General features: G+C 45.9%; 20 protein-coding genes and 1 pseudogene. 12 read left to right on the plus strand and 9 right to left on the minus strand.

The genetic code is table 11. The features are described 5' to 3' along the window. The gene (gene ftsE / locus BK026_RS12635) at positions 1-690 is read right to left on the minus strand and encodes a cell division ATP-binding protein FtsE (RefSeq protein ID WP_071816147.1); all 690 of its coding nucleotides are present in this window, start codon (positions 688-690) and stop codon (positions 1-3) included. 26 nt (positions 691-716) lie between these two features. After that, positions 717-1,910 (minus strand): annotated as a pseudogene (ftsY, locus tag BK026_RS12640) (signal recognition particle-docking protein FtsY); the annotation flags it as partial. A gap of 102 nt (positions 1,911-2,012) precedes the next feature. On the opposite strand from ftsY, the gene rsmD reads away from it, so the two are divergent. Further along, positions 2,013-2,684: a 16S rRNA (guanine(966)-N(2))-methyltransferase RsmD gene (gene rsmD, locus BK026_RS12645; protein ID WP_083575084.1), complete on the plus strand. Its 672-nt coding sequence runs from the start codon at positions 2,013-2,015 to the stop codon at positions 2,682-2,684. Positions 2,685-2,838: 154 nt separating this feature from the next. Here the strand turns inward: rsmD and BK026_RS12650 are convergent, their stop codons facing one another. Together BK026_RS12650 and BK026_RS12655 are read right to left on the minus strand one after the other, a co-directional pair. Then, complete coding sequence (locus BK026_RS12650) at positions 2,839-3,420, minus strand: YjaG family protein (protein WP_071816150.1); 582 nt, start codon at positions 3,418-3,420, stop codon at positions 2,839-2,841. Then, positions 3,421-4,023, minus strand: a complete 603-nt coding sequence (locus tag BK026_RS12655) for a YhgN family NAAT transporter (RefSeq protein WP_025257557.1) — start codon at positions 4,021-4,023, stop codon at positions 3,421-3,423. 486 nt (positions 4,024-4,509) lie between these two features. On the opposite strand from BK026_RS12655, the gene BK026_RS12660 reads away from it, so the two are divergent. Next, positions 4,510-4,692: a helix-turn-helix domain-containing protein gene (locus BK026_RS12660; protein ID WP_071816151.1), complete on the plus strand. Its 183-nt coding sequence runs from the start codon at positions 4,510-4,512 to the stop codon at positions 4,690-4,692. A gap of 91 nt (positions 4,693-4,783) precedes the next feature. Here BK026_RS12660 and pepB read toward each other — a convergent pair whose 3' ends face one another. After that, complete coding sequence (pepB, locus tag BK026_RS12665; RefSeq protein ID WP_071816152.1) at positions 4,784-6,067, minus strand: aminopeptidase PepB; 1,284 nt, start codon at positions 6,065-6,067, stop codon at positions 4,784-4,786. A 202-nt stretch (positions 6,068-6,269) separates the two neighbouring features. On the opposite strand from pepB, the gene sfsA reads away from it, so the two are divergent. The 7 genes from sfsA to panC all read left to right on the plus strand — a co-directional run bounded on the left by sfsA (position 6,270) and on the right by panC (position 12,292). Next, positions 6,270-6,986, plus strand: coding sequence for a DNA/RNA nuclease SfsA (gene sfsA, locus BK026_RS12670; protein WP_071816153.1), 717 nt, complete (start codon positions 6,270-6,272; stop codon positions 6,984-6,986). A 240-nt stretch (positions 6,987-7,226) separates the two neighbouring features. After that, a complete protein-coding gene (gene dksA / locus BK026_RS12675) occupies positions 7,227-7,676 on the plus strand; it encodes an RNA polymerase-binding protein DksA (RefSeq protein WP_025257553.1) in 450 nt (149 codons plus the stop codon). Between the two features lie 72 nt (positions 7,677-7,748). Beyond that, positions 7,749-8,672 (plus strand): tRNA glutamyl-Q(34) synthetase GluQRS, encoded by a 924-nt coding sequence (gene gluQRS / locus BK026_RS12680; protein ID WP_071816154.1) that lies wholly within the window; start codon positions 7,749-7,751, stop codon positions 8,670-8,672. A gap of 98 nt (positions 8,673-8,770) precedes the next feature. Next, on the plus strand, positions 8,771-10,087 hold the full coding sequence (pcnB, locus tag BK026_RS12685; RefSeq protein ID WP_071816155.1) for a polynucleotide adenylyltransferase PcnB: 1,317 nt from the start codon (positions 8,771-8,773) through the stop codon (positions 10,085-10,087). Beyond that, positions 10,080-10,577: a 2-amino-4-hydroxy-6-hydroxymethyldihydropteridine diphosphokinase gene (gene folK, locus BK026_RS12690; protein ID WP_014951000.1), complete on the plus strand. Its 498-nt coding sequence runs from the start codon at positions 10,080-10,082 to the stop codon at positions 10,575-10,577. The genes pcnB and folK overlap by 8 nt, the downstream gene beginning before the upstream one ends. Before the next feature lie 57 nt (positions 10,578-10,634). After that, a complete protein-coding gene (gene panB / locus BK026_RS12695) occupies positions 10,635-11,429 on the plus strand; it encodes a 3-methyl-2-oxobutanoate hydroxymethyltransferase (protein ID WP_071816156.1) in 795 nt (264 codons plus the stop codon). A gap of 11 nt (positions 11,430-11,440) precedes the next feature. Then, the gene (gene panC / locus BK026_RS12700) at positions 11,441-12,292 is read left to right on the plus strand and encodes a pantoate--beta-alanine ligase (RefSeq protein WP_071816157.1); all 852 of its coding nucleotides are present in this window, start codon (positions 11,441-11,443) and stop codon (positions 12,290-12,292) included. Positions 12,293-12,400: 108 nt separating this feature from the next. Here the strand turns inward: panC and panP are convergent, their stop codons facing one another. Continuing rightward, complete coding sequence (gene panP, locus BK026_RS12705) at positions 12,401-14,044, minus strand: pyridoxal-dependent aspartate 1-decarboxylase PanP (RefSeq protein WP_071816158.1); 1,644 nt, start codon at positions 14,042-14,044, stop codon at positions 12,401-12,403. A 524-nt stretch (positions 14,045-14,568) separates the two neighbouring features. On the opposite strand from panP, the gene BK026_RS12710 reads away from it, so the two are divergent. After that, complete coding sequence (locus BK026_RS12710; RefSeq protein ID WP_071816159.1) at positions 14,569-15,297, plus strand: EAL domain-containing protein; 729 nt, start codon at positions 14,569-14,571, stop codon at positions 15,295-15,297. A 41-nt stretch (positions 15,298-15,338) separates the two neighbouring features. On the opposite strand, the gene BK026_RS12715 is transcribed toward BK026_RS12710, so the two are convergent. From BK026_RS12715 to BK026_RS12725, 3 genes are read right to left on the minus strand one after another with little or no spacing between them, the layout of a single operon-like run. Continuing rightward, entirely contained in the window at positions 15,339-16,016 is a 678-nt protein-coding gene (locus BK026_RS12715; RefSeq protein ID WP_071816160.1) for a tRNA (guanosine(46)-N(7))-methyltransferase TrmB, read from the minus strand. After that, positions 16,016-16,831: an ABC transporter permease gene (locus BK026_RS12720; protein WP_177247912.1), complete on the minus strand. Its 816-nt coding sequence runs from the start codon at positions 16,829-16,831 to the stop codon at positions 16,016-16,018. The genes BK026_RS12715 and BK026_RS12720 overlap by 1 nt, the downstream gene beginning before the upstream one ends. Positions 16,832-16,857: 26 nt before the next feature. After that, complete coding sequence (locus BK026_RS12725) at positions 16,858-17,790, minus strand: ABC transporter ATP-binding protein (RefSeq protein ID WP_071816161.1); 933 nt, start codon at positions 17,788-17,790, stop codon at positions 16,858-16,860. A 723-nt stretch (positions 17,791-18,513) separates the two neighbouring features. Between BK026_RS12725 and pdsR the strand changes: the two genes are divergently transcribed. Beyond that, positions 18,514-19,203, plus strand: coding sequence for a proteobacterial dedicated sortase system response regulator (gene pdsR / locus BK026_RS12730; protein WP_071816162.1), 690 nt, complete (start codon positions 18,514-18,516; stop codon positions 19,201-19,203). Between the two features lie 61 nt (positions 19,204-19,264). Beyond that, positions 19,265-21,451: a proteobacterial dedicated sortase system histidine kinase gene (gene pdsS, locus BK026_RS12735; protein WP_071816163.1), complete on the plus strand. Its 2,187-nt coding sequence runs from the start codon at positions 19,265-19,267 to the stop codon at positions 21,449-21,451. Positions 21,452-21,475: the final 24 nt, after the last annotated feature.

Raw genomic sequence — 21,475 nt, forward strand, 5'->3', positions numbered from 1 at the left:
TCACTCTCCCGTTGTTTCTGACGAACTAGAGAGGCCGTCTGTAATCATCTGCCCATTTTTCAACGTCAACGTGCGATAACGCATGCGGGCAATCAATCCTAAGTCGTGCGTTGCAATTAGTACCGACACACCTGCTTGATTGAAATCTTCGAAAAGGCGAATTATTTCCATAGACAGTTTAGGATCGAGGTTTCCTGTAGGCTCATCAGCAAGTAACAGCGGCGGTTTATTAACCACTGCTCGCGCTATACCTACTCTTTGCTGCTCACCGCCCGACAACGTAATAGGTAAACTTCGCGCTTTACTGCGAAGTCCAACCATTTCCAACGCTGCCTCTACACGTTTACGCGTTTCTTTGTGCGTGTAACCCTCTATAACAAGTGGAAGAGCTACATTGTCAAAGACACTTTTTTCCATCAGCAGGTGATGATTTTGGAAAATCATTCCTATATCGCGCCTGATGTAGGCGATATCTCGACGCGTGATACTGTTTAAGTCGTGGCCGTTAATAAGAACGCGCCCTACTGTTGGGCGCTCCATAATACTGATAAGTTTAAGCAGCGTACTTTTCCCGGCACCAGAGTGCCCAGTTAGAAAGGCCATTTCGCCGGGCGCAATGTGAAAGTTCACCTTGCTAAGGGCGCGTTGCCCGCCTGGATAGGTTTTGCTTACCTGCTCAAACTTTATCATTGTTTTTCCCTACCGCTTTGCTGGTTTTAGCTTTCAGGTGTGTCCATTTCGCTAAACAACGCATCTATAAATTCTTGTCCGTTGAACTGGCGTAAGTCATCGATACTTTCGCCAACACCTATATACCTTATAGGAATTTTAAACTTATCGGCAATAGAGAATATAACACCGCCTTTTGCTGTGCCGTCTAGTTTGGTAAGCGTGATACCTGTTAAGCCTACCGCTTCGTTAAACAAGTTGGCTTGGCTAATGGCGTTTTGACCAGTACCAGCGTCTAGTGTAAGCATTACTTCGTGAGGCGCATTCGGATTGAGCTTCTTCATTACGCGAACCACTTTCTTAAGCTCTTCCATCAGGTTGCTCTTATTCTGCAAGCGCCCTGCCGTGTCAGCAATGAGGATATCGGTGCCGCGCGACTTCGCCGCTTCCAGCGCATCATAAAGTACCGACGCACTATCAGCGCCCGTGTGCTGTGCAATAACCGGAATATCGTTGCGCTCGCCCCACACTTGAAGCTGTTCAACTGCAGCAGCCCTAAATGTATCACCCGCAGCAAGCATCACTTTCTTTCCTTCTTGCTGGAACTGCTTTGCTAGCTTACCAATAGTTGTGGTTTTACCCACACCATTTACGCCGACCATTAAGATAACGAACGGACCTTCACTTGAATCATGCGCCTGCATCACGTCTGATAGAGGCTGATTCACTTGAGACAACATGCCCGACATTTGCTGCTTCATGATCTCCAGCAAGGCTTCGGCATCTTTCAAATCTTTTCGAGAGGCGCTGTCCGTTAGGTGATCGATGATTTTTTGCGTGGTATCCATACCAACATCAGCGACTAAAAGCTGTGTTTCAAGGTCTTCATACAGCTCGTCATCGATGGTTTTACCTTTAAACAGGCTAACTATACCGCTGCCTAAGTTCTCTTTTGTACGAGATAAGCTTTCTTTCAAACGCGCAAATAGCGATTTCTTTTCTTTCGGCTTTTCCTCAACCTCTGCCTTAGCGCGGGCCTCCTCTTCCGCTTGCGCTTTTGCCTGCGCTTCAGCCTCTGCCTTAGCGCGAGCTTCTTCTTCCGCTTGCGCTTTTGCCTGAGCTTCAGCCTCTGCCTTTAAGCGAGCATCTTCTTCTGCTTGAGCCTTCGCCTGTGCTTCAGCTTCAGCCTCTGCCTTTAGGCGGGCTTCTTCTTCCGCTTGGGCTTTTTGTTTCTCTGCTTTCTTGTTCTTATTGAACCAGCCAAAAAGTTTCGACATCGTTAGGACAAATCCTTATAAATTCTTATCAAATTCGGCTACACTTGCCGCCTAATGTATGAACGCATGATACCATTGTCAGCCACTATGAAGCGAGTTTCTCGCCCTACTCGGGCACCATCTTCTGCAAAAAAACGTCTTTCACCAAAAAATGGGAAAGTAAAAGGCGCAAATAGCGCTGGCCAAGTACGCATTATTGGTGGTCGATGGCGTGGTAGAAAGTTACCCGTGCTTAATGCTGAAGGGTTACGGCCAACCACAGATAGAAATAAAGAAACCTTATTCAACTGGTTGATGCCTTTTATCAACGATGCACGCTGCCTAGATGTATTTGCGGGTTCTGGTGGGTTGGGCTTAGAAGCATTGTCTCGCTATGCTGCACATTGCGATTTTATAGAACTCGATAAACAAGCGGCAAGTCAACTTAAGAGCAACCTTACGTTGCTAAAAGCAAACGACCAGGCATCGGCTGCTGTCCATCAAGGTGATGCACTCGGTATTCTAAGCGGTATTAGCACAACACCTTACGACATTGTCTTCGTCGACCCGCCATTTGCAAAATCATTAGTCGCGCCTACGCTAGCTGCGTTAGAAGACAACAAACTTGTTCAAAGCGGTAGCGTGGTATACATAGAGCACGAGAGTACGCTGACAACACCCGCTCTCCCTGCCCATTGGAAAATTATTAAAGACAAGCAAACAAGTGCGCTTCGCTATATGTTAATTGAGGTAAGCTGATTGACGTAGCGCAGTTGAGCTTGAATTTGCTGTGAGTTTTGGCTAAACACTCGGCATTCAAAACAAAAGACGCCAGAAGAAAAAGCGCATGAACTACACGTACATGCACGAAGCCTAGCAATGGTTTTAGCTAGGCTAATCTCACATCGTACATTTATTGAAGTTCAAGACCAATATTTGAGATACCAGCTTCCAAGGCAAGGGCTTTCATCTCGTCTGCCGCTTTCGCTGGGTACTTAGCTTGCTCAACATAATCAAGCAGTTCGTTTTGTACCTCAACTTCAAATGCCATCAACGGGTGCTCTTTTACGGTCTCGTCGTCCGCCTCTTCACTTTCTAGTAAAAAGGCTTCAACACTGCCTTGAGACAATTTACTGATCACCACGGCACCTTGTGGATCATCTCCAGCCATCAAGTTAAGAAGCCCGGCTAGCCCAATCGCCGCATCAATGGCCGGATAAACGCCGTAATTGTCGTGTTCGCTGGTGTCGGGCGTAGCAACTTCCACTTTCTCTAGCTGCACGGCAATATTAAATTTACTCTTAGGAGACTTCAGCGTTTCCCACACTAAGTTTAAACAGTTGCGCAGTGCACTTGCGTCGCCGCTTTCTGTCAATTCGCAAAAAAGCATGTAGTTGGGCAACATTCGTTCTAGTAACGCCGCACCAAATGCAACGGCTTTCCAGCCTTCCAAGGCGCGAACACGCCCAAAGGTATTTAGTTTTTGCTTTGCCATTTAAAGGGCTCCAGTGGCATGCATGAAATATTTGGTAACGCCATCAAGAAGCATTTGGATGGCGATCATAACAAGGATCATACCCATTAATCGCTCCATCGCAACTAGGCCACGTTCCCCTAAAATTTTATGGAATACATTTGAGAATAATAAAATCACTGCGCTAATTGACCACGACGCAGCAAGCGCAATCGACCAGTCCACCATTCTGTCTGGTGCTTGATTAGCTAGCAGAATTAGTGCTGCTAGCGTTGAAGGCCCAGCAATCATAGGAATAGCGAGCGGCACTAAAAAAGGCTCTTCCCCTACCGCGAGTCCGCTTGGGTTACCAGAAGACGGAAATATCATCTTCAGCGCGATAAGAAATAAAATTATACCTCCAGCAATGCTCACGGTTTCTTGCTCCACATTTAAAAAGTTGAGCACCGATTGACCGCTAAATAGAAATAGAAATAAGATGCCAAGGGCGAATAATAACTCACGAATGAGAATAAACTGACGTCGTTTCGGCTCAATCGATTTTAGCACCGACATGAAAACCGGCAGGTTACCGAGAGGATCCATGATCAGAAAGAGCATAACGGCAGCGGACCAAGTATCCATTTATTTTCTGTCTCCGATTAAGAGCGTGAACTCAATTTAAGCACAAACTCAAGAGTATAACTCAAGATATATGCTGAATGATGGCTTTGGCGCGCAATGGTAAACCAAGCGGTGAGAGTTAAAAACACCTTTTAACATTCTGTGGCGATTCTTTGATAACGGTTAAATCATTCCGCACAGATAGTTACACAAACAGCGAGACTTAAAATGCTTGTAATTGCGGCGTTTTGCTGAAGATATAATGGTTCTATACCAAGGTAACACAACAAAAGAATCGCTAAAAAGACTCGAAAAAAAGAGAAAATGCGCTTAACTAAGACAATAGGAATCAACACACGGTAGTCGCTCGGAGTTTTTTCGCCTTTTAGGTAATGTCTAAAGAATAGCGCCTCTGATGTAATAATAGAAAATGGTTGGCTTCGCCTAGAGCAGAGGCTTTGTTTATACAAAACAATAACGATAACAATCAAAATAGGAATAATTGCAATGAGTTTGATGACAGTTAAAGAAGTAGCTGCATTTTTAGGCGTTCAAGAGGTACGTGTAGAGCGTCTTGAGCGTGAAAGCCTTTTAGTATCTAAAGACAAAGATGCTGATGGCAATCCACTTTTCGATAGTGGCGATGTCGAGCGTTATAAAACATTGGCCGAACGCTTAGGCGGCATCTGATTCACAAAATAAAGGCGATGTGAAATGTCGTAAAAGTTGAAGAAAAAAGCAGCGTTCGGCGGCCATTCACGCCGCCGAGTGCTGTTTTAGTTTATGCACTATAGTCTTTAAGCATTCTCGCAATGGAGCGAATGCCTTTCGCTGTAGCCCCTACCGGCATTTCAGAGGTTGCCCCGCCATGGTAGGCCGCAGCTAAATCTAAATGCACCCAGCCTTCAGGCTTAACAAAGCGTGATAAAAAGCCCGCAGCGTTTGACGCACCGCCACCGCCGCCGCCTTTCATTGGGCGACTGTTTGCTGTATCAGCGAACGCAGATGGACAACGCTCTGCGTGAAAATCTTCAAGAGGGAGTGGCCAGAAACGTTCGTTTTCTGCCTTTGCTGCTTTAAGCATTTGTTCGCGGGCATTGTCATCTAACGAGAATACGCCATGGTAGTCAGAACCCAGTGCGACCACCGCAGCACCGGTTAGTGTTGCCGCATCAATGATTAACGGTGCGCCCGTCTCTGTCGCCGCCATAAGGCCATCAGCTAACACTAAACGTCCTTCGGCATCGGTATTAACCACTTCAACGGTTACCCCATTTTTATAGGTAAGCACATCACCCAATTTATAAGCATGACCGCTAATAAGGTTTTCTGCACAGCACAAAATAAGCTGAATACGCTTTTCACTGCCTTGAGAAATAGATAACCCTAATGCGCCTGTTACCGTCGCTGCGCCGCCCATGTCACATTTCATATCTAACATGCCTTCGCTAGATTTTATGCTGTAGCCACCGCTGTCGAACGTGATGCCTTTTCCTACGAGTACGGCATCAACCGGCGCATCCGTATTACCTGTTGGGTTGTAATCAAGTACCAGCATTGCAGGGGGACGTTCACTACCGCGGCCCACATTATAAATGCCAATCCAGCCCTGCTCTTTTAGATCTTCACCTACCGTCATTGAGTAAGTGACCTTGTCACCACCTAGTGACTTAAGCCACTGTGCTGCGCGGGTTGCTAAGGTTTCAGGGCTTAAGTCTTCCGGCGTTTCATTTACTAGCTGACGGGTAAATAGTAACGCCGCGTATTCTTGCTCTAGCGCTTCTTTGTCAGCCGTTTCGGCCCATTTTATTGACGCTGGCTTACGCGCACGCGTAAAGCTTAGTGCAAAAGCCCACTGCTGCTCTTTATGCCAGTCACCGCTTAGCGTAACTGCTGGCAGGCTTAAGCCATCTAGCTTTCTTGCCGCTTGCTGAATTAAACGCTCATTAAGCTTGTCGTCAGGCAGGTGAATAACTGCACCTGATTCAGTGAAAGAAAGCTTAGCACTCTCGCCCCACACTGCTTCAGCATTGTTTCTAGAAAGGCTAACGGTAAATTCTGCCATTGCGTTTTATTCCTTATTACATCGTTATATTATTGCAAAGCGCTTTTTGCGCGTGCACAAATGTTTGTTACTCTCTGGCGCCTTGTTTACTGCGCTTGTTGTTCGCTACGCGCATACGCTATGCGTGCACGTTCAAAAGCACACATATCAATTAGCTAAACACACTAACGTGTTTTCACCTAGATTCTAAAAAAGGCAACACATGAAGTTTTCACCTTCCTTATTACGCGGCACCCTTATAAAAAGGTACAAGCGATTTCTTGCCGATGTTGAGCTAGACGACGGCACTATTGTAACCGCACATTGCCCAAATACTGGCGCTATGACTGGCTGCGCTGTTCCTGGATACACTGTTTTTTTAAGTGAGTCCACCAACCCAAATCGAAAACTCAAGTATACATGGGAGCTAGCCCAAACCTTCGACGGTCACTTCATCGGCATTAATACGCACAATGCTAATAAACTGGTGGCGGAAGCGCTAGATAACAAGGTGCTAAGCGAATTTTCAGACATCACAGATTGGAAAGCAGAAGTAACACCTCCAACCGCCAATAGCCGGTTCGACTTTGCATTAAGTCGAAAAAATGCTGAACATCAGAGTGTTATTCAGTATATGGAAGTTAAATCCGTTACCTTAGCAGATGAAAACAAAGGGTTCTTCCCCGATGCTGTTACCCAGCGCGGCGCGAAGCACTGTTTAGAACTTGCTCGTTTAGCTGAAAGTGGTATTAAAACCAGTCTATTATTCTGCGTACAACACACCGCTATCGAAAGTGTACAAGTGGCAGGGCATATTGATCCAACTTATGCAGAAAGCGTAAAGATTGCCGCAAACGCTGGTGTAACGATTTTGGCTGCGAGCTGTATAATAGACGAACAAAAAATCCTATTAAATCAAACACTCCCTTTGATTTTATAAAAAATAGGTTGATTTTTTTCATTTCGCCTTCATATTTGCGCCTTGTTTTAGTGGGAGAACGCACTAATGCGTTTGCTGGTAGCCAGCAGGTCAAATGACAAAAACCTGGCTAATTTATAAATGCAATACACCAGCATAATAATTACATAGACACGATTGATTGCCTGAAGCTGTCGAGTCTGATATAGATATCGGTCCAATCAGGACAAGATGGATGTCGTAGTGTAGGAGATGTGGCAGATGCCAACAGGAAAAGAAACAAAATCCCTAGGACTATTAGCGCTGGCAGGTTTACAGCCGTACGAGCCAAAAGCTGACGAAGAATACATGGGCGAGCCCCAAATGGAGCACTTTCGTCTATTGCTTAAAGCATGGCGTAACCAGCTTCGTGAAGAAGTTGACCGTACGGTAACGCATATGAAGGATGAAGCAGCAAACTTCCCTGACCCTGTAGACCGTGCAGCCCAAGAAGAAGAGTTCAGTCTTGAGTTACGTACACGAGACCGTGAGCGTAAGCTGATAAAGAAAATTGAAAAAACGCTTAAGCGAATTGAAGAAGATGATTTCGGCTTCTGCGATTCATGCGGTATCGAAATTGGTATTCGTCGCTTAGAAGCGCGTCCTACAGCAGATTTGTGTATCGACTGTAAGACCATGGCTGAAATAAAAGAAAAGCAACTTCAAGGTTAAGTTACACACCTAGATTAGTTGATATAGAAAGCCTCATCCCGAAAAGATGGGGCTTTTTGTTAAGTCTTTATTATGCATAACCACTATGTAGGGCGTTTTGCTCCCTCTCCATCCGGCCAACTCCATTTCGGTTCGTTAGTTACTGCTGTTGCCAGCTACCTGGATGCTAAAAGCCATAGCGGAAAATGGCTACTTCGCATGGAAGATATAGACGAGCCTCGGTGTATTGCAGGTGTCGATAAAGACATACTCACCACATTAGAAGCCCACGGCCTGTATTGGGACGGCGACGTCATCTATCAAAGCCAACAACATGCCCGCTATCAAGCGGTACTCGATGACTTGCTTACACAAGAAAAAGCCTATTTTTGTACCTGCACACGTAAGCAAATTAAAGCCATGGGCGGTATTTATAACGGCCACTGTCGGACTGAGCCGGTGCACTCAGCTACACAGGACTGTGCCGTCCGTTTAAAAATAGACACGCAACTTGAACCCTTTGATGACGCGCTCATGGGCAAAGTTATGCCCTCTAGTTCAAACGCTGATTTAATAGCCGAAGACGTAGTGCTGAAACGACGAGATGGCTTGTTTTCATATAACCTTGTGGTCATTTTAGATGACGTATTTCAACAAGTTAACCATGTCATTAGAGGCTGTGATTTAATTGACGTGACGCCTTTACAGCGCGCCGTGTACCACGCGCTGGGTTACACTTCCCCTAAGTATGGTCACGTGCCGGTAGCGGCCGTGGCGCCAGGCAGAAAACTAAGTAAACAAAACCGTGCAGCGCCTGTTAAAAACGAAACAGCGCTTAGCAATATTGTGCGTGTGATGCACTTTTTGGGCTTTTCCTTTCCAAATGCGTCAGAATTTGGTGATATTGATTCAGCGCTTAAGACGGCTATTTCAATGTGGGATAGGAAAAAAGTAGTGAAAACGCCCGAAATTATTGTTCCACAGCATGAATCCACTTATTATAGCGAACCTTTATAGTCTGCGGAGATACCATCATCATTCATCGTGTTTTTAAATCTGTTAAGCGCGCTTTTTCAAAAGAGAGTTCGTCTCCTAACGCTTTGAAGCCAAGGACTATGACCCGTGGAGAACACGGTATATCTCGCGAAGACGTAAGCGCAAATGCATTGAAAGTAATGTATCGCCTTAATGGAGCTGGCTTCGAATCCTATTTGGTAGGGGGCTGTGTACGCGACATTTTGATGGGTCACGAACCAAAAGATTTCGATGTGGTGACGAACGCCACACCTGAACAGATTAAAGGCTTGTTCAGAAATTGCCGCCTTATAGGCAGGCGCTTTCGCTTAGCCCATATTGTATTTGGCCGCGAAATTATTGAAGTTGCTACTTTTCGTGGGCATCACCAAGAGTCCGACGAAGACGAAGATCTGCCTAAAGGCAAAGCTATTGCAAAGCGTGACGCACATGGTCAGTTAGTTCGCGACAACGTATTTGGCACCATTGAAGAAGATGCTGAGCGCCGTGATTTTACCTTTAATGCCATGTATTACAGTGTGGCCGACTTTACGGTAAAAGACTTCGCGAATGGCCTAGCCGCTATAGAAAAACGAGAAGTTGAGCTTATTGGCGACCCGGAAACACGCTACCGTGAAGATCCAGTACGCATGCTGCGTGCGGTGCGCTTTGCCGTTAAACTTGGCATGCGTATAGAAGCGAAAACCGCTGCGCCAATTAAATCTCTGGCCAACCTTTTACAGAACATTCCACCTGCGCGCTTGTTTGAAGAAACCCTTAAACTGTTTTTATCGGGTAAGGGTGAAGAAACTTTCTTAATGCTGCACGAATACGGCTTAATAGAGCCATTATTCCCTCAGCTAACGCCGTTTTTAAAAGATGAAAACAGCCGAGAAATGCAGTTTGTACGTCGCGTACTTGCTAATACCGATGAACGCATTAACAACGATCAGCGTGTCACTCCAGCTTTCTTATATGCAGCCTTGTTGTGGTATCCGGTCGAAGAGCAGTCACAACGCTTACAAAGCGAATCTGGCTTAAACGCTCACGATGCATTTAATATCGCTTCAGGCGAGGTTATCGCTCGTCAAACGCAACGTATTATGATCCCGAAACGGTTTTCTACCGTGGTTCGAGATATCTGGATTTTACAGCAACGCCTACCAAAACGCTTTGGTCGTCGCGCGTTTCAATTGCTTACTCACCCTAAATTTAGAGCAGGCTATGACTTTTTGCTTGCCCGCGGCCAAATTGAAGGTGGCGATCTGCTTGAGCTAGCTCAGTGGTGGACGCACTTCCAGCACGCTGACAACGGTAAGCAGAAAGGCATGCTTAACGCACTTCGCAAAAGCGAAGGCGCAAAAGGAGCCCCGCGTAAGCGCAGGCGTAAACCAGCGAAACGAGGTCCTGATGCATAAAGAGCATGTGTACATTGGTGTAGGTAGCAACCTTGGCGATAGCCAAGGAAAAGCACAGCGCGCGTTTGATGCTATTGGCCAAATAGAAGACACCCGCGTACTTAAAACCTCTTCACTTTATTCTAGTAAACCGATGGGGCCGCAAGACCAACCTGACTATATTAACGCGGTATGCTTAATAGAAACTTCGTTAAAACCGCACGGCTTATTGAAACAGCTGCAGCGCATTGAGCTGGAAGAAGGTCGCGAGCGCAAAGGTGAGCGCTGGGGCCCACGCACCTTGGATTTGGATATATTGTTGTACGGTAGCGAAACCATCGACACCGCAGACTTAATCATTCCCCACTACGGCATGGCTGAACGCGAATTCGTTATGGTTCCGCTGTTTGAAATTGCGCCCAATATGGTTATGCACGACGGTAAACCCATATCAGCATGGGTTGCTAATTGCTCCCTAGACGGACTTCGTCGTCTACGCTCTTCCAATTAGCGGTAAAATCCGTATAGTTCGCCACACGATACCAACAATATCAATCTGAGACATGTCATGAAGAAAGTAACTGTATCGGGCTTGCTTAAGAAAAAGCAGGCCGGGGAAAAGATCACCTCTTTAACCGCTTACGACGCCAGCTTCGCCAAAATGTTCGACGAACAAGGCGTTGACGCCCTGCTTATTGGCGACTCTTTAGGCATGGTTCTTCAAGGTGAAGATGACACCTTACCGGTAACCATCGATGACATTGCCTACCACACGAAAAGTGTGCGTCGCGGCACTGAACGCGCCTTCGTGTTGGCCGATATGCCGTTTATGTCTTATGCCACGCCGGAGCAAACCTACACCAATGCAGCAAAACTCATGGCTGCAGGTGCAAGCATGGTTAAGATGGAAGGCGGAAGCTGGTTATGCGACACCATAAAAGGCTTGAACTTACGCGGCGTACCTGTGTGCGGCCATTTAGGCTTAACGCCTCAGTCAGTACACGTATTTGGTGGTTTTAAAGTACAAGGCCGCGAAGCGAGCCAAGCTGAAAAGCTGCTAAGTGAAGCGAAAGCGCTGGAAGAAGCGGGCATTCAGTTATTGGTGCTTGAGTGCGTGCCTTCATCGCTAGGCAAAGCGGTTAGCGAAGCGCTAACCATACCGGTAATCGGTATTGGGGCAGGCAAAGATACCGACGGTCAAATTCTAGTGATGCACGACATGTTTGGCATCAGCGCGAACTATATGCCGAAGTTCTCAAAGAACTACCTAGTGGAAACTGGCGATATGCGCAAAGCCGTATCAAAATATATTGAAGATGTGCAAAGCGGTGCGTTTCCATCGACTGAACACAGCTTCGAGTAACGAGGTTAATTATGAAGGTGGTTGATAGTATTTCGGCATTGCGCGACACCGTAAATACGTGGCGACGCAATGGTGAAACCGTAGGTTTTGTTCCGACTATGGGCAACCTGCATGATGGTCATCTCAAACTAGTAAAAAAAGCGAAAGCGCATAACGACAAAGTGGTAGTTAGCATTTTTGTTAATCCTATGCAGTTTGGCGCAAACGAAGACTTAGACGCTTATCCACGCACTATTGAAGAAGACAAAGCTAAGCTGATTTCTGTGGGTGTAGACGCGGTGTTTTTACCTAGCGTTGCGGAAATGTATCCGGCAGGTCTCGAGGCACAGACATTCGTTGAAGTACCCGGCATTTCCGACTCTCATTGCGGGGCAAGTCGTCCAGGCCACTTTCGCGGCGTCGCTACCGTAGTCACCAAGCTTTTCAACATGGTACAGCCAGACGATGCGTTTTTTGGTGAAAAGGACTTCCAACAGCTACAAGTTATTCGCGCTTTGGCTCGTGATTTGTCGATGGCTGTAAAGGTCCATGGTGTGCCTACTGAGCGCGAAACGTCAGGCCTGGCAATGAGCTCTAGAAATGGCTACCTCACAGACGAAGAAAAAGCGACCGCGAGTGCTATTTTTGCAGAAATGCAGCGTATAAAAGCGGGTATAGAAAGCGGAAACACCAACTTTGTTGAGCTTGAAAACATCATGGTTAGTAATCTTGAAGCGAAAGGCTTTAAGAAAGACTACTGTCAGGTAGTTAACGCCGCCACCTTTGAACCGGCTAGCGACAGCGACAAAGAGTTAGTTTTACTGGTTGCTATGTTTATGGGTAAAACCCGTTTAATCGATAATATGCAAATTACACGACGTTAAGCGAAAGCCGCTTACAACGAAAAAACGCCCGATGCATTACTCCTAAACAGAGCCTGCATCGGGCGTTTTTTGTGTGTTGCTGTTACCGTCAGCTATTAGAGTCCGCTGTTAAGAAGCAACGGTTTCTGTTTCTTCTGTTTCGCGAACAAAATCCATTAGTTCTTTCCAAGCCTGAGTCTCTTTCGCAATTAAGTGCTGCTCAGCCAAAATTGCAGCCAAGTCGTTATGGCTAGTCAGCGGATTCGCTAACACTACGCGAAATACCGTAATACACTGGGAAGGGTAATCAGGCGCTTCTAGGCGAGTACGAGACACAAAAGACTTACCTGCTTCACGCTGCTGCTTTTGTACCGCAACAACAAGAGCATCAACCTTTTCATTAATGGCATTGCGGGTTTTAGCATTCACATGCTTCAGCTTTTCCTGCACTTCAGCGGGACAAACGCGATAAGTCAACAGTGATAGAATAGGTGTAGTCGTCAATTCAAAGTCTTGGGCTTTATCAATCATCTGCGCAAAGTCTTTGGCTTTATCAATGCTGCGATCAATAAGCAGTTCATACCCTTTGCGACCGAATATATGCAGTGCCGAATACACCATCATAGCCATGCCGTTACGAGAGCCTTCTAGCGTGGTAGCCCCTAAGTCTTTAGAGCCTGCACGCAAAATATATTGGGCGTGATGCCTTACCGCGTTGGCATTTTGTGGATCTTTGAAAAGCGCCATGCCCGCGCCCATAGGTACGTACATTTGCTTGTGTGCATCAATGGTGACTGAGTCTGCTCGCTCAATACCTTTTAGTCTGTCGCGATAACGCGCCGAGAATAACGTAGCTCCGCCCCATGCTGCATCCACATGGAACCAGCACCCTAATTCTTCGGCTACGTCAGCAAGCTCATCTAGCGGGTCTACGTGCCCTGTTTCGGTGGTGCCGCCCACGCCAACGATAGCAAGAAGCTTATTGCCTTCCTCTTGATAGCGTTTACCAATGCGAAGCGCTTTAGCTGGATCAAGGGTTTGTTTCGGTGCAGGCACCGTTAACAGTTGCTCGCGACCTAACCCCAATACATCCACAGCCTTTGACAGTGAATAGTGCCCCCGTTTACTGCACATCACGCCTAAGTTGTTGATACCATAGTGACGATATGCAGCAGCAAGACCTGCTTTGGCCACACCTGAAAACCCTTTTTGTGGGCCAAGTAATTTATTGCGAGCCACCCATAGGGCAGTGATGTTGGCAATGGTGCCGCCAGAGCAAAAAGCGCCTAATGAATGGGCAGCACTATGTAGGTGTTCGTCATAAAACCCTTGAGGCTGGTCGTACACAAGGTTGTGCATCATTCCCAGTACTTGACGCTCTAGTGGAGTGAACGCTTTAGATGTTTCAATCTTAACCAGGTTCTGATTAAGCCCTACCATTAACTTTGAAAGCGGCAGGTGAAAATAAGGCAGCGCAGAGGTCATGTGACCAATAAACGTAGGCGAGTAAGTATTTACAGAGTGCGCAACGAGCTTATCGAGTAAGCTTTCAGCATGGGTAGAAACAAACTCAGGTGACTCAGGTACTTTGGAGTCTGAAAAGTCTTTTTCAACTTCTTCTAACGATGTCTTTTTTGTCACCACGTGCTGCGACAAAAAATCTAAGATATTGTCAGATAAATGCTGCTCTATTTGAGCAAGCTTTGAGTCTTTGTGCTCAGGCTTGGTAAAGACCCTAAACAGGTGCTCTAAACTAACTTGCGCTTCACCCACTCAACACACCTCATATAAAAACTATCACACATTTCGCTACGGTTTCTGTGCGAAATAAACAGGCGCTTTGGTAGGATACCGGCCCGACACTTACTTTCCCTTAATGCTAGTTACCCACTATTTAACATAGCTAGGCGTTAAATAGTCGCTACACCTTGTTTATCGATATAGCGCTGGCGAACATCTATGACTTGGTCCTTTCGTTGTCAAACCTGAAAACTTAACACAACACTTTCAGGGTCACGCACTTTACATCAGATTATTATCACCGCCAAGTAGTAGACACGCGCAATTGATAGAAATTATTGAAGGAAGCTTATGTAGAGCGCTTTGCTTTTTACTCGTTAAAGCGCTGTAAAGCTACATGCGTAACCACACAATACCTTTATAAAATTAGTACCGCAAAGTTTACCGCTGTCTACTATATTTAATTTATGAATAATTAAGAAAAAGTAAATCAGGGGTTTCACTTAAGTACTAATAACCTTTGACGTAGTTTTACGTGGGATTGCGGAGTTAAGTTTATGCCGATAAGAGAAATATCAGAGGACTTTTCAATCGAAGATATTGTGCCTTATTTCCAACCCATTGTTGACCTAAGTAGCCATGGCGTTTGGCGATATGAATGCTTAGCGAGGCTTATTACACGAAGCGATAGAACTTTTTTACCTAGTGAATTCTTATACTTAATTGATAGAGAGCAACATGTAAAAACACTCGCTGCGAGTATGTTTGAACAGTGCGCCAGCTATTTTCACGACACTAACGTTCCGTGGAATATTAACATTACCGAAAAAGATCTGGACGACGAACTACTCACTAACACGCTCCTAACACACCTAGCCAGCTACCCTACCCCGGAAAGAGTGAGTATTGAGGTTAGTGCATCTGCAGCGCTTTCTAACCCAAAACGTTTGAATCGATTCATTGATAGAAGCCTTCACGCAGGTCTAGGTGTTTTTATCGACAACGTAGGCTCTTGCCCTGGCAATATTCGCGCGCTGATGAATTTACCTATCAGGGGAATAAAACTAGCGGGAGGGCTAGTGAAGCACTACGAGCAGCAAGAAGCGGTTCGAGAATACGTTGACTATTTACTTTCACTTTGCGAAAGACACGGTGTAAGCACTATTGCAGAACAAGTAGAAGATGAACAGCACCTAGAGAAAGTTAAGCGCCTCTCTATTAAATACGCACAAGGGTACGTTTTTAGTCCGCCCGTTGCCAACGTTAAAAAGGCGCAGAAGCACTGATACAGCATGAACCACTAGATTATCAACTGCTCAATAAAATGTCAGCTTTCTTCACTACGGCAGTTAAGCTGCCAGCACGCCTGACCGCTACCTCGGTACTTTCGCTCAAACGGCGTCATGTGATCATCGCCAGTGACTTCAGATAAATCAGATACCATGCCGTAATGTTTAGCCGCTTGCGCAAATTCCATTAGATAAATGAGCCAATTGCTACGCACCTCAATATTGGGGGTGATGGCCATCAGGTCAACCATAGCCGCGCTACCATGCCAGCGCTTTTGAACCTGGGTCTTTTTAGGGTACGGATTGGGGTATAGCAAAAAGTGCTGCGTTACGTTCCAACTTGACTGCTTTACTAAGCGCCAAAAATCATTTACATCGGCACGAATTACCCGATAGTTGTCTTGCTGTGCGCTGTAATGCTCGTGTTTATCCACCCGCAGCGCCGACTTATCAATGCCGATAACGCGCGCATTGGGGTTAGCTCTTGCAATATTCGCCGTACTTTCGCCAACGCCGCAGCATGAGTCTAAAATGATCTCGCTACTAGCGTCGTTAAAGCCTTCAAGCCACGCGCTAACATCATCAAAAGCGGCTTGTGTATGGTCGCTAATAGGTCGCTTATTTTCACTCGCTTGGTATTTTTTCACTAAGTCGTCTAACTTATCGTGAATGCCTACCTGTGATGTTGTGATTTCTCTAGAATTACCACTGGCCATTAGCTACGAATACCTTTACCGGTTTTAAGCAAATAGTACGCAACACTGAATAACAGCGCGTTAAAGCCTACTAATAATGTAAGCGATAAGGTTACGTTTACGTCAGAGACCCCCAAGAAGCCATAACGAAACCCGTTAACCATATACACAACAGGGTTTGCCTTACTTACCCATTGCCAGAACTCAGGCAGTAGCGATAGGGAATAAAACACGCCACCTAAGTAGGTTAACGGTGTTAATACAAATGTTGGCACCACGCTAATATCATCAAAGGTTTTCGCAAATACCGCGTTAATTAAGCCTGCAGTTGCAAACAGGGTAGAAGTAAGTAACAGCGTGAGCGCAATAATGCCCAAATTATGTATTTGTACATCAACGAAAAACAGCGACACCAAGGTAACGATAATACCTATGAGAATAGCCCGGGCTACGCCGCCGCCAACATACCCCAGAATAATGACCGAGGTGGGTACTGGTGACACCAATAGCTCTTCAATATTGCGCTGAAATTTGGCGCTAAAAAATGAAGATGACACGTTGGCGTAGGAGTTTGTGATCACCGACATCATAATAAGGCCAGGCACAATAAATTCCATATAAGTAAAGCCGCCCATCTCGCCAATTCGGTTACCAATGAGGCTGCCGAATATCACGAAGTACAAGCTCATTGTAATAGCTGGCGGCACAAGGGTTTGTACCCATATGCGCAAAAAGCGCGTGCATTCCTTTATCCAAATAGTGGTTAACGCCACATAGTTTTGTTTAAACCAACCCACGTTTTCTTCTGTGTTCATGTGTGTACTTTCAGTTTTCATGTTCTTCACCTTTACCTGCTATGGGTTTAGCCAGCTTGCTTCGCTGATTCAACTAAACGCACAAATAGCTCTTCAAGGCGATTTGATTTATTGCGCATGCTCATTACCTGAATACCCTTTTCACTTAGCTGAGTGAAAACCGGGTTCAACCCTTCCGTTTTTTCAACATCTACTTCAAGGGTATGGTCGTCAATCAAACGCTGTTCAAAGCCCGTTAGTAGGTTATCTGTGTTCGACACACCTTCTGGAATTTTGATATCCAACACAAAGGTTTCTAGGCTTAACTTAGATAGTAAAGCTTTCATGCTGGTGTTCTCGACAATGGTGCCCTTGTTAATAATAGCGATATTGCGACACAGCATTTCTGCTTCTTCAAGATAGTGGGTAGTGAGGATGATGGTAATCCCCTGACGGTTAATCTCTTCTAAGAAACCCCACATTGAGCGACGAATCTCAATATCTACGCCCGCGGTTGGCTCATCTAAAATAAGTAATTTCGGCTCATGCATGAGTGCCCGAGCAATCATCAGCCTTCGCTTCATACCGCCGGATAACTCCCGCGCGCGGGCATCGCGTTTTTCCCACAAATCAAGCTGAGCAAGGTATTTTTTAGCGCGCTCTTTAGCAATGCTGCGAGGCACGCCGTAGTAACCTGCCTGATTCAACACAATTTGCAGTACAGTTTCAAACTGGTTGAAGTTGAACTCTTGTGGCACCAGACCAATGCAGGCTTTAGCTTGCTCTTTTTGCGTTGTAAGGTCGTAACCAAACACCGAAACATTGCCTGTCGTTTGATTAACGAGTGAACTGATAATACCAATAGTGGTAGATTTGCCTGCCCCATTTGGGCCAAGTAGTGCAAAGAAGTCTCCTTCTTGTACTGTAAGGTCGACGCCTTTTAGTGCCTGTACGCCACCTTTGTAGGTTTTGGTTAACCCTTTAATGTCCAACGCTTTCATGATTTGCCCGTCGTGAGAATGTGATCACTAAGACGTATTGACCTTTGATGCAAACCAAAGGTCAGCACGCCCTAATTAACTTTAGTGAGATGCAGTTATCTGTCGCTAACAACGCTCAACTAACGAAGTGTAACCTAGTTCATGCTATTAAATGAATACACTCGCGTTTAGTGGTTGCTTTAAACAGTTTAAACTTTCGTCTTTTAAATGAGAGCGGAAACACCGTTTTTCAACCCCCAAAAAAAAGCGCCGCGTACCGTTGGGGTAGCACGCAGCGCAAAGGGTAGCTTAATACCGGTCTGCATAGATAATTGCCCGCTTAGAAGGCGCTGGCAGGTTTCCTAGCAAAGCGTGGGAATGCAGAAATGGCTCTACAGAGCAATCCGCCTCGCTTGCTTAGCACTTAAAAAAAGCCGTGCACTAAACTCGACGGACAAATGCTATTAAACCCGTTATTCATGGCAGAAAAAGCGCGTAATTGTGGAAATGTGATGGTGATTTAGCGTGCCCATAGATTTAGCACGTTAAGCTGCTCGCCGAGCCTTATATTAATCCGCGCTCCGGGACATTGTGGGTGACTGTCCCAAGGTTAAAGTTCACGATGCGCCCCTCAAATATGGCGTAAATGAGGCAGGCTTGAGGATTTTATGCCGAACTTAGGCAATCGCTGCTAATCATAGGTATAGTGTGCGCATTATCTGAATAATATTTGCGGGTTAATGAATGCCAAAGACAATTGCATTAGTGGAAGATGACGCGGCCATTCGCGAGAACTACATTATGGCGCTTAAAGCGCAGGGTTACAGTGTGAATGCCTATGAGGACAGGCCTTCTGCTGCTGAAGCGTTTAACCATACCCTTCCCGACCTAGCCATTATCGATATTGGTTTAAAAGATGAAATTGAGGGTGGCTTTATGCTGTGTCAGCAACTGCGAGGCCTATCCCAAACCCTTCCCATCATCTTTTTTACAGCACGAGATAACGATGTGGACACTATCAGCGGACTTAGAATGGGCGCTGACGACTACCTCACCAAAGATATAAGCATGGCCCACTTACTTGCGCGCATTGCGGCTTTGTTTAGACGTACCGACTTACTTGCTGCACCCACAGAGCAAAAAGATGAGCTAAAAGTGGGCGACTTAAAAGTAGATGTGTCAAGAATGACGGTAAGCTGGCAAAACCAGTCCGTTTTATTAACGGTAACTGAGTTTTGGATGCTGCATGCGCTCATCAAGCGCCCCGGTCATGTGAAAAGTCGCCAACAGCTCATGGATGAGTCTAGAATGGTGGTAGACGACACTACGATTACTTCTCATATAAAACGTATGCGTAAGAAGTTTGTTCAACTTGACTCAAACTTCGACCATATCGACACCGTGTACGGCATGGGTTATCGCTGGCAGCTTTAACCGGCTTGAAATTGTGAGCACATTTCATCCATTTAAAAGATAAAGGCAAACAACTAAAAACATGGGATTTCGCTTTTCTATTCGTTTGCAGCTTATGGTGCTGTCGCTGTTCTTATTCACCATTCCCTACTTGGGTTATAACTATGTGTGGGAACTCGAGCAGTATCTGCGAAACGGTCAAGAGCAAACCATGATTGGCACTGCGCGGGCTGTGGCCACTGCACTTCATGAGCGTCCCGCTTTATTTGATAGCCAATCGGCGTATCTTCAAGACGTACGCCCTGGCACAGATCTTTACGCGCCACCTATCCCGTCCCCTATTCGACTGGATGGCGAACTCAACGACTGGCAGCAAATCAGTGAGTTAATGAGTGAGTATGGCAGTGGCGAAGTTATTGAGTATTACAATGGCTATGCGGGAGAACCCACCAGCTTGTCGTTTAAGCATATGGTAGGGCGCTACGGTCAATTTCTATATGCCATGTTTGAAGTGAGCGATGACGTGCTGCTTTGGCGGCAGCCCAATAGTTTAAGCGTGGAGACAGGCGACCACTTACTTGTGGGCATGGAAACCCCACAGGGTGAATTAGCAAGATATGTTGTTGCACCGTACGAAAGTGGCTGGGTAAATGCGTACAAGCTCGCAGACAACACATCTACAACGCGGGCAATAGAGAACGCGCTCTCTATTCAAGGCCGCTGGCAAGAGACAGCCACGGGCTACAATATTGAACTGCGCTTTCCGCTATCAATGACCACAGGCGGCTTAGCATTTTCAATTGTCGATGTAGACGATAAGGCAAGTCGATTGAAGCAGTACGCGCTAGGAACGGCAAACACGAATGATCTCGCTGAATTAGGTACTGTTATTACCCCTTCCCCCGAAATTGAGCGTATTTTGGCAGGTTTAAAATATGCCGATTCCAGGGTGTGGGTCGTAGATAAGCACATGCGAGTACTTGCTCGCGCGGGTGATATTCAATCGGCCACCGGTATTGAAGTAGACGAGAAAGAAACGTCTTCTAATGCTGTTTGGAATTGGATAGAAAGTGAGTGGTTACTACCACTTTACTATCAAATTCTAACACAACCACCTGCCGACTTTATTGACGAGTTAGACGATGCCTATGCATTAGTAGGGCAGGATTTAGGCACGGCGCTTAACGGCCAACCCGATTCACTATGGCGCTTGTCTCCCGATAACAAGGCCATTGTGCTTTCCGCTGCCTATCCCATTTTCATTGAAGGGGGCGTAATGGGGGCGGTTGTTGTAGAACAAACGACGAATGGTATTCGAACATTGCGAAATCGAGCATTAGAACAGCTCTTTCACGTTATTTTAGCTGTAATGACGTTGGGAACATTAGGTCTGCTGCTGTTCGCAACGCGAATTTCAAACCGTATTCGCTCCCTTCGCGATAACACCGAAGCCGTAATTGATGATAATGGAAAAATTATAGGCACTTTGCCGACATCAAATCAACGTGATGAAATTGGCGACTTATCGCGTTCGTTCGCCGATGTACTCTCTCGACTGCAGCAATATAACTCTTATTTAGAAAACATGGCGTCTCGACTGTCTCATGAACTAAGGACACCTATCGCTGTGGTGAAATCGTCTTTAGATATGCTGTTACACGATAATGACTCCGAGCAACAAGCGGTTTTTGTTGAAAGGGCTCAGTCGGGCGTAAATCGTCTAAGCACCATATTAAACAGCATGAGTGAAGCAACCCGATTAGAACAGGCAATAGAGCAAGAAGACTTAGAAACGTTCAATATCGTGCAAGTCATCAAAGGGTGCGTAGAAGGTTATCAACACACCTACGCGCTGAGAAAGTGGACCTTAACTGCAACAGACAGTAGCTTGCTTATTGACGGGTCGCCTGAGCTTATTGCTCAACTGTTCGATAAAGTCGTGTCGAATGCTGTCGACTTTAGCCAGAACAATGATGAAATAGTCATTAAGCTGGAAAAGCATGACAAGTCAGTAACATTGACCGTAAGTAACCCAGGCCCATTACTTCCCCGAGGGATGAAAAATCAACTTACTCAATCAATGGTTTCGGTAAGAAAAGAAAACGACGTACAAAACGCTGCACAATCTCCGCATTTAGGTCTAGGGCTATACATTGCCAATATGATCGCTCAATTTCACAAGGGCCGACTATTCTTAAACGATAGGGAAGATGCATCTGGCGTCGTCGTAACAGCTACATTTCCCACCTCTTCTGATACAAAGCGTTAAGATTTATTTAAAACACTTTACAAA

The sequence above is a fragment of the Alteromonas sp. V450 genome (genome assembly GCF_001885075.1).
GTDB lineage: Bacteria > Pseudomonadota > Gammaproteobacteria > Enterobacterales > Alteromonadaceae > Alteromonas.

Bases quoted from the DNA above. Each gene is read 5' to 3' on its own strand.
- BK026_RS12650 (WP_071816150.1), bottom strand. From the start codon at position 3,420: ATGGCAAAGCAAAAACTAAATACCTTTGGGCGTGTTCGCGCCTTGGAA.
- BK026_RS12720 (WP_177247912.1), bottom strand. From the start codon at position 16,831: ATGAAAACTGAAAGTACACACATGAACACAGAAGAAAACGTGGGTTGG.
- BK026_RS12710 (WP_071816159.1), top strand. From the start codon at position 14,569: ATGCCGATAAGAGAAATATCAGAGGACTTTTCAATCGAAGATATTGTG.
- pdsS (WP_071816163.1), top strand. From the start codon at position 19,265: ATGGGATTTCGCTTTTCTATTCGTTTGCAGCTTATGGTGCTGTCGCTG.
- dksA (WP_025257553.1), top strand. From the start codon at position 7,227: ATGCCAACAGGAAAAGAAACAAAATCCCTAGGACTATTAGCGCTGGCA.
- BK026_RS12660 (WP_071816151.1), top strand. From the start codon at position 4,510: ATGAGTTTGATGACAGTTAAAGAAGTAGCTGCATTTTTAGGCGTTCAA.
- gluQRS (WP_071816154.1), top strand. From the start codon at position 7,749: ATGCATAACCACTATGTAGGGCGTTTTGCTCCCTCTCCATCCGGCCAA.
- sfsA (WP_071816153.1), top strand. From the start codon at position 6,270: ATGAAGTTTTCACCTTCCTTATTACGCGGCACCCTTATAAAAAGGTAC.
- pcnB (WP_071816155.1), top strand. From the start codon at position 8,771: ATGACCCGTGGAGAACACGGTATATCTCGCGAAGACGTAAGCGCAAAT.
- panC (WP_071816157.1), top strand. From the start codon at position 11,441: ATGAAGGTGGTTGATAGTATTTCGGCATTGCGCGACACCGTAAATACG.
- panB (WP_071816156.1), top strand. From the start codon at position 10,635: ATGAAGAAAGTAACTGTATCGGGCTTGCTTAAGAAAAAGCAGGCCGGG.
- pepB (WP_071816152.1), bottom strand. From the start codon at position 6,067: ATGGCAGAATTTACCGTTAGCCTTTCTAGAAACAATGCTGAAGCAGTG.
- BK026_RS12655 (WP_025257557.1), bottom strand. From the start codon at position 4,023: ATGGATACTTGGTCCGCTGCCGTTATGCTCTTTCTGATCATGGATCCT.
- BK026_RS12715 (WP_071816160.1), bottom strand. From the start codon at position 16,016: ATGGCCAGTGGTAATTCTAGAGAAATCACAACATCACAGGTAGGCATT.
- folK (WP_014951000.1), top strand. From the start codon at position 10,080: ATGCATAAAGAGCATGTGTACATTGGTGTAGGTAGCAACCTTGGCGAT.
- pdsR (WP_071816162.1), top strand. From the start codon at position 18,514: ATGCCAAAGACAATTGCATTAGTGGAAGATGACGCGGCCATTCGCGAG.
- ftsE (WP_071816147.1), bottom strand. From the start codon at position 690: ATGATAAAGTTTGAGCAGGTAAGCAAAACCTATCCAGGCGGGCAACGC.
- BK026_RS12725 (WP_071816161.1), bottom strand. From the start codon at position 17,790: ATGAAAGCGTTGGACATTAAAGGGTTAACCAAAACCTACAAAGGTGGC.
- rsmD (WP_083575084.1), top strand. From the start codon at position 2,013: ATGATACCATTGTCAGCCACTATGAAGCGAGTTTCTCGCCCTACTCGG.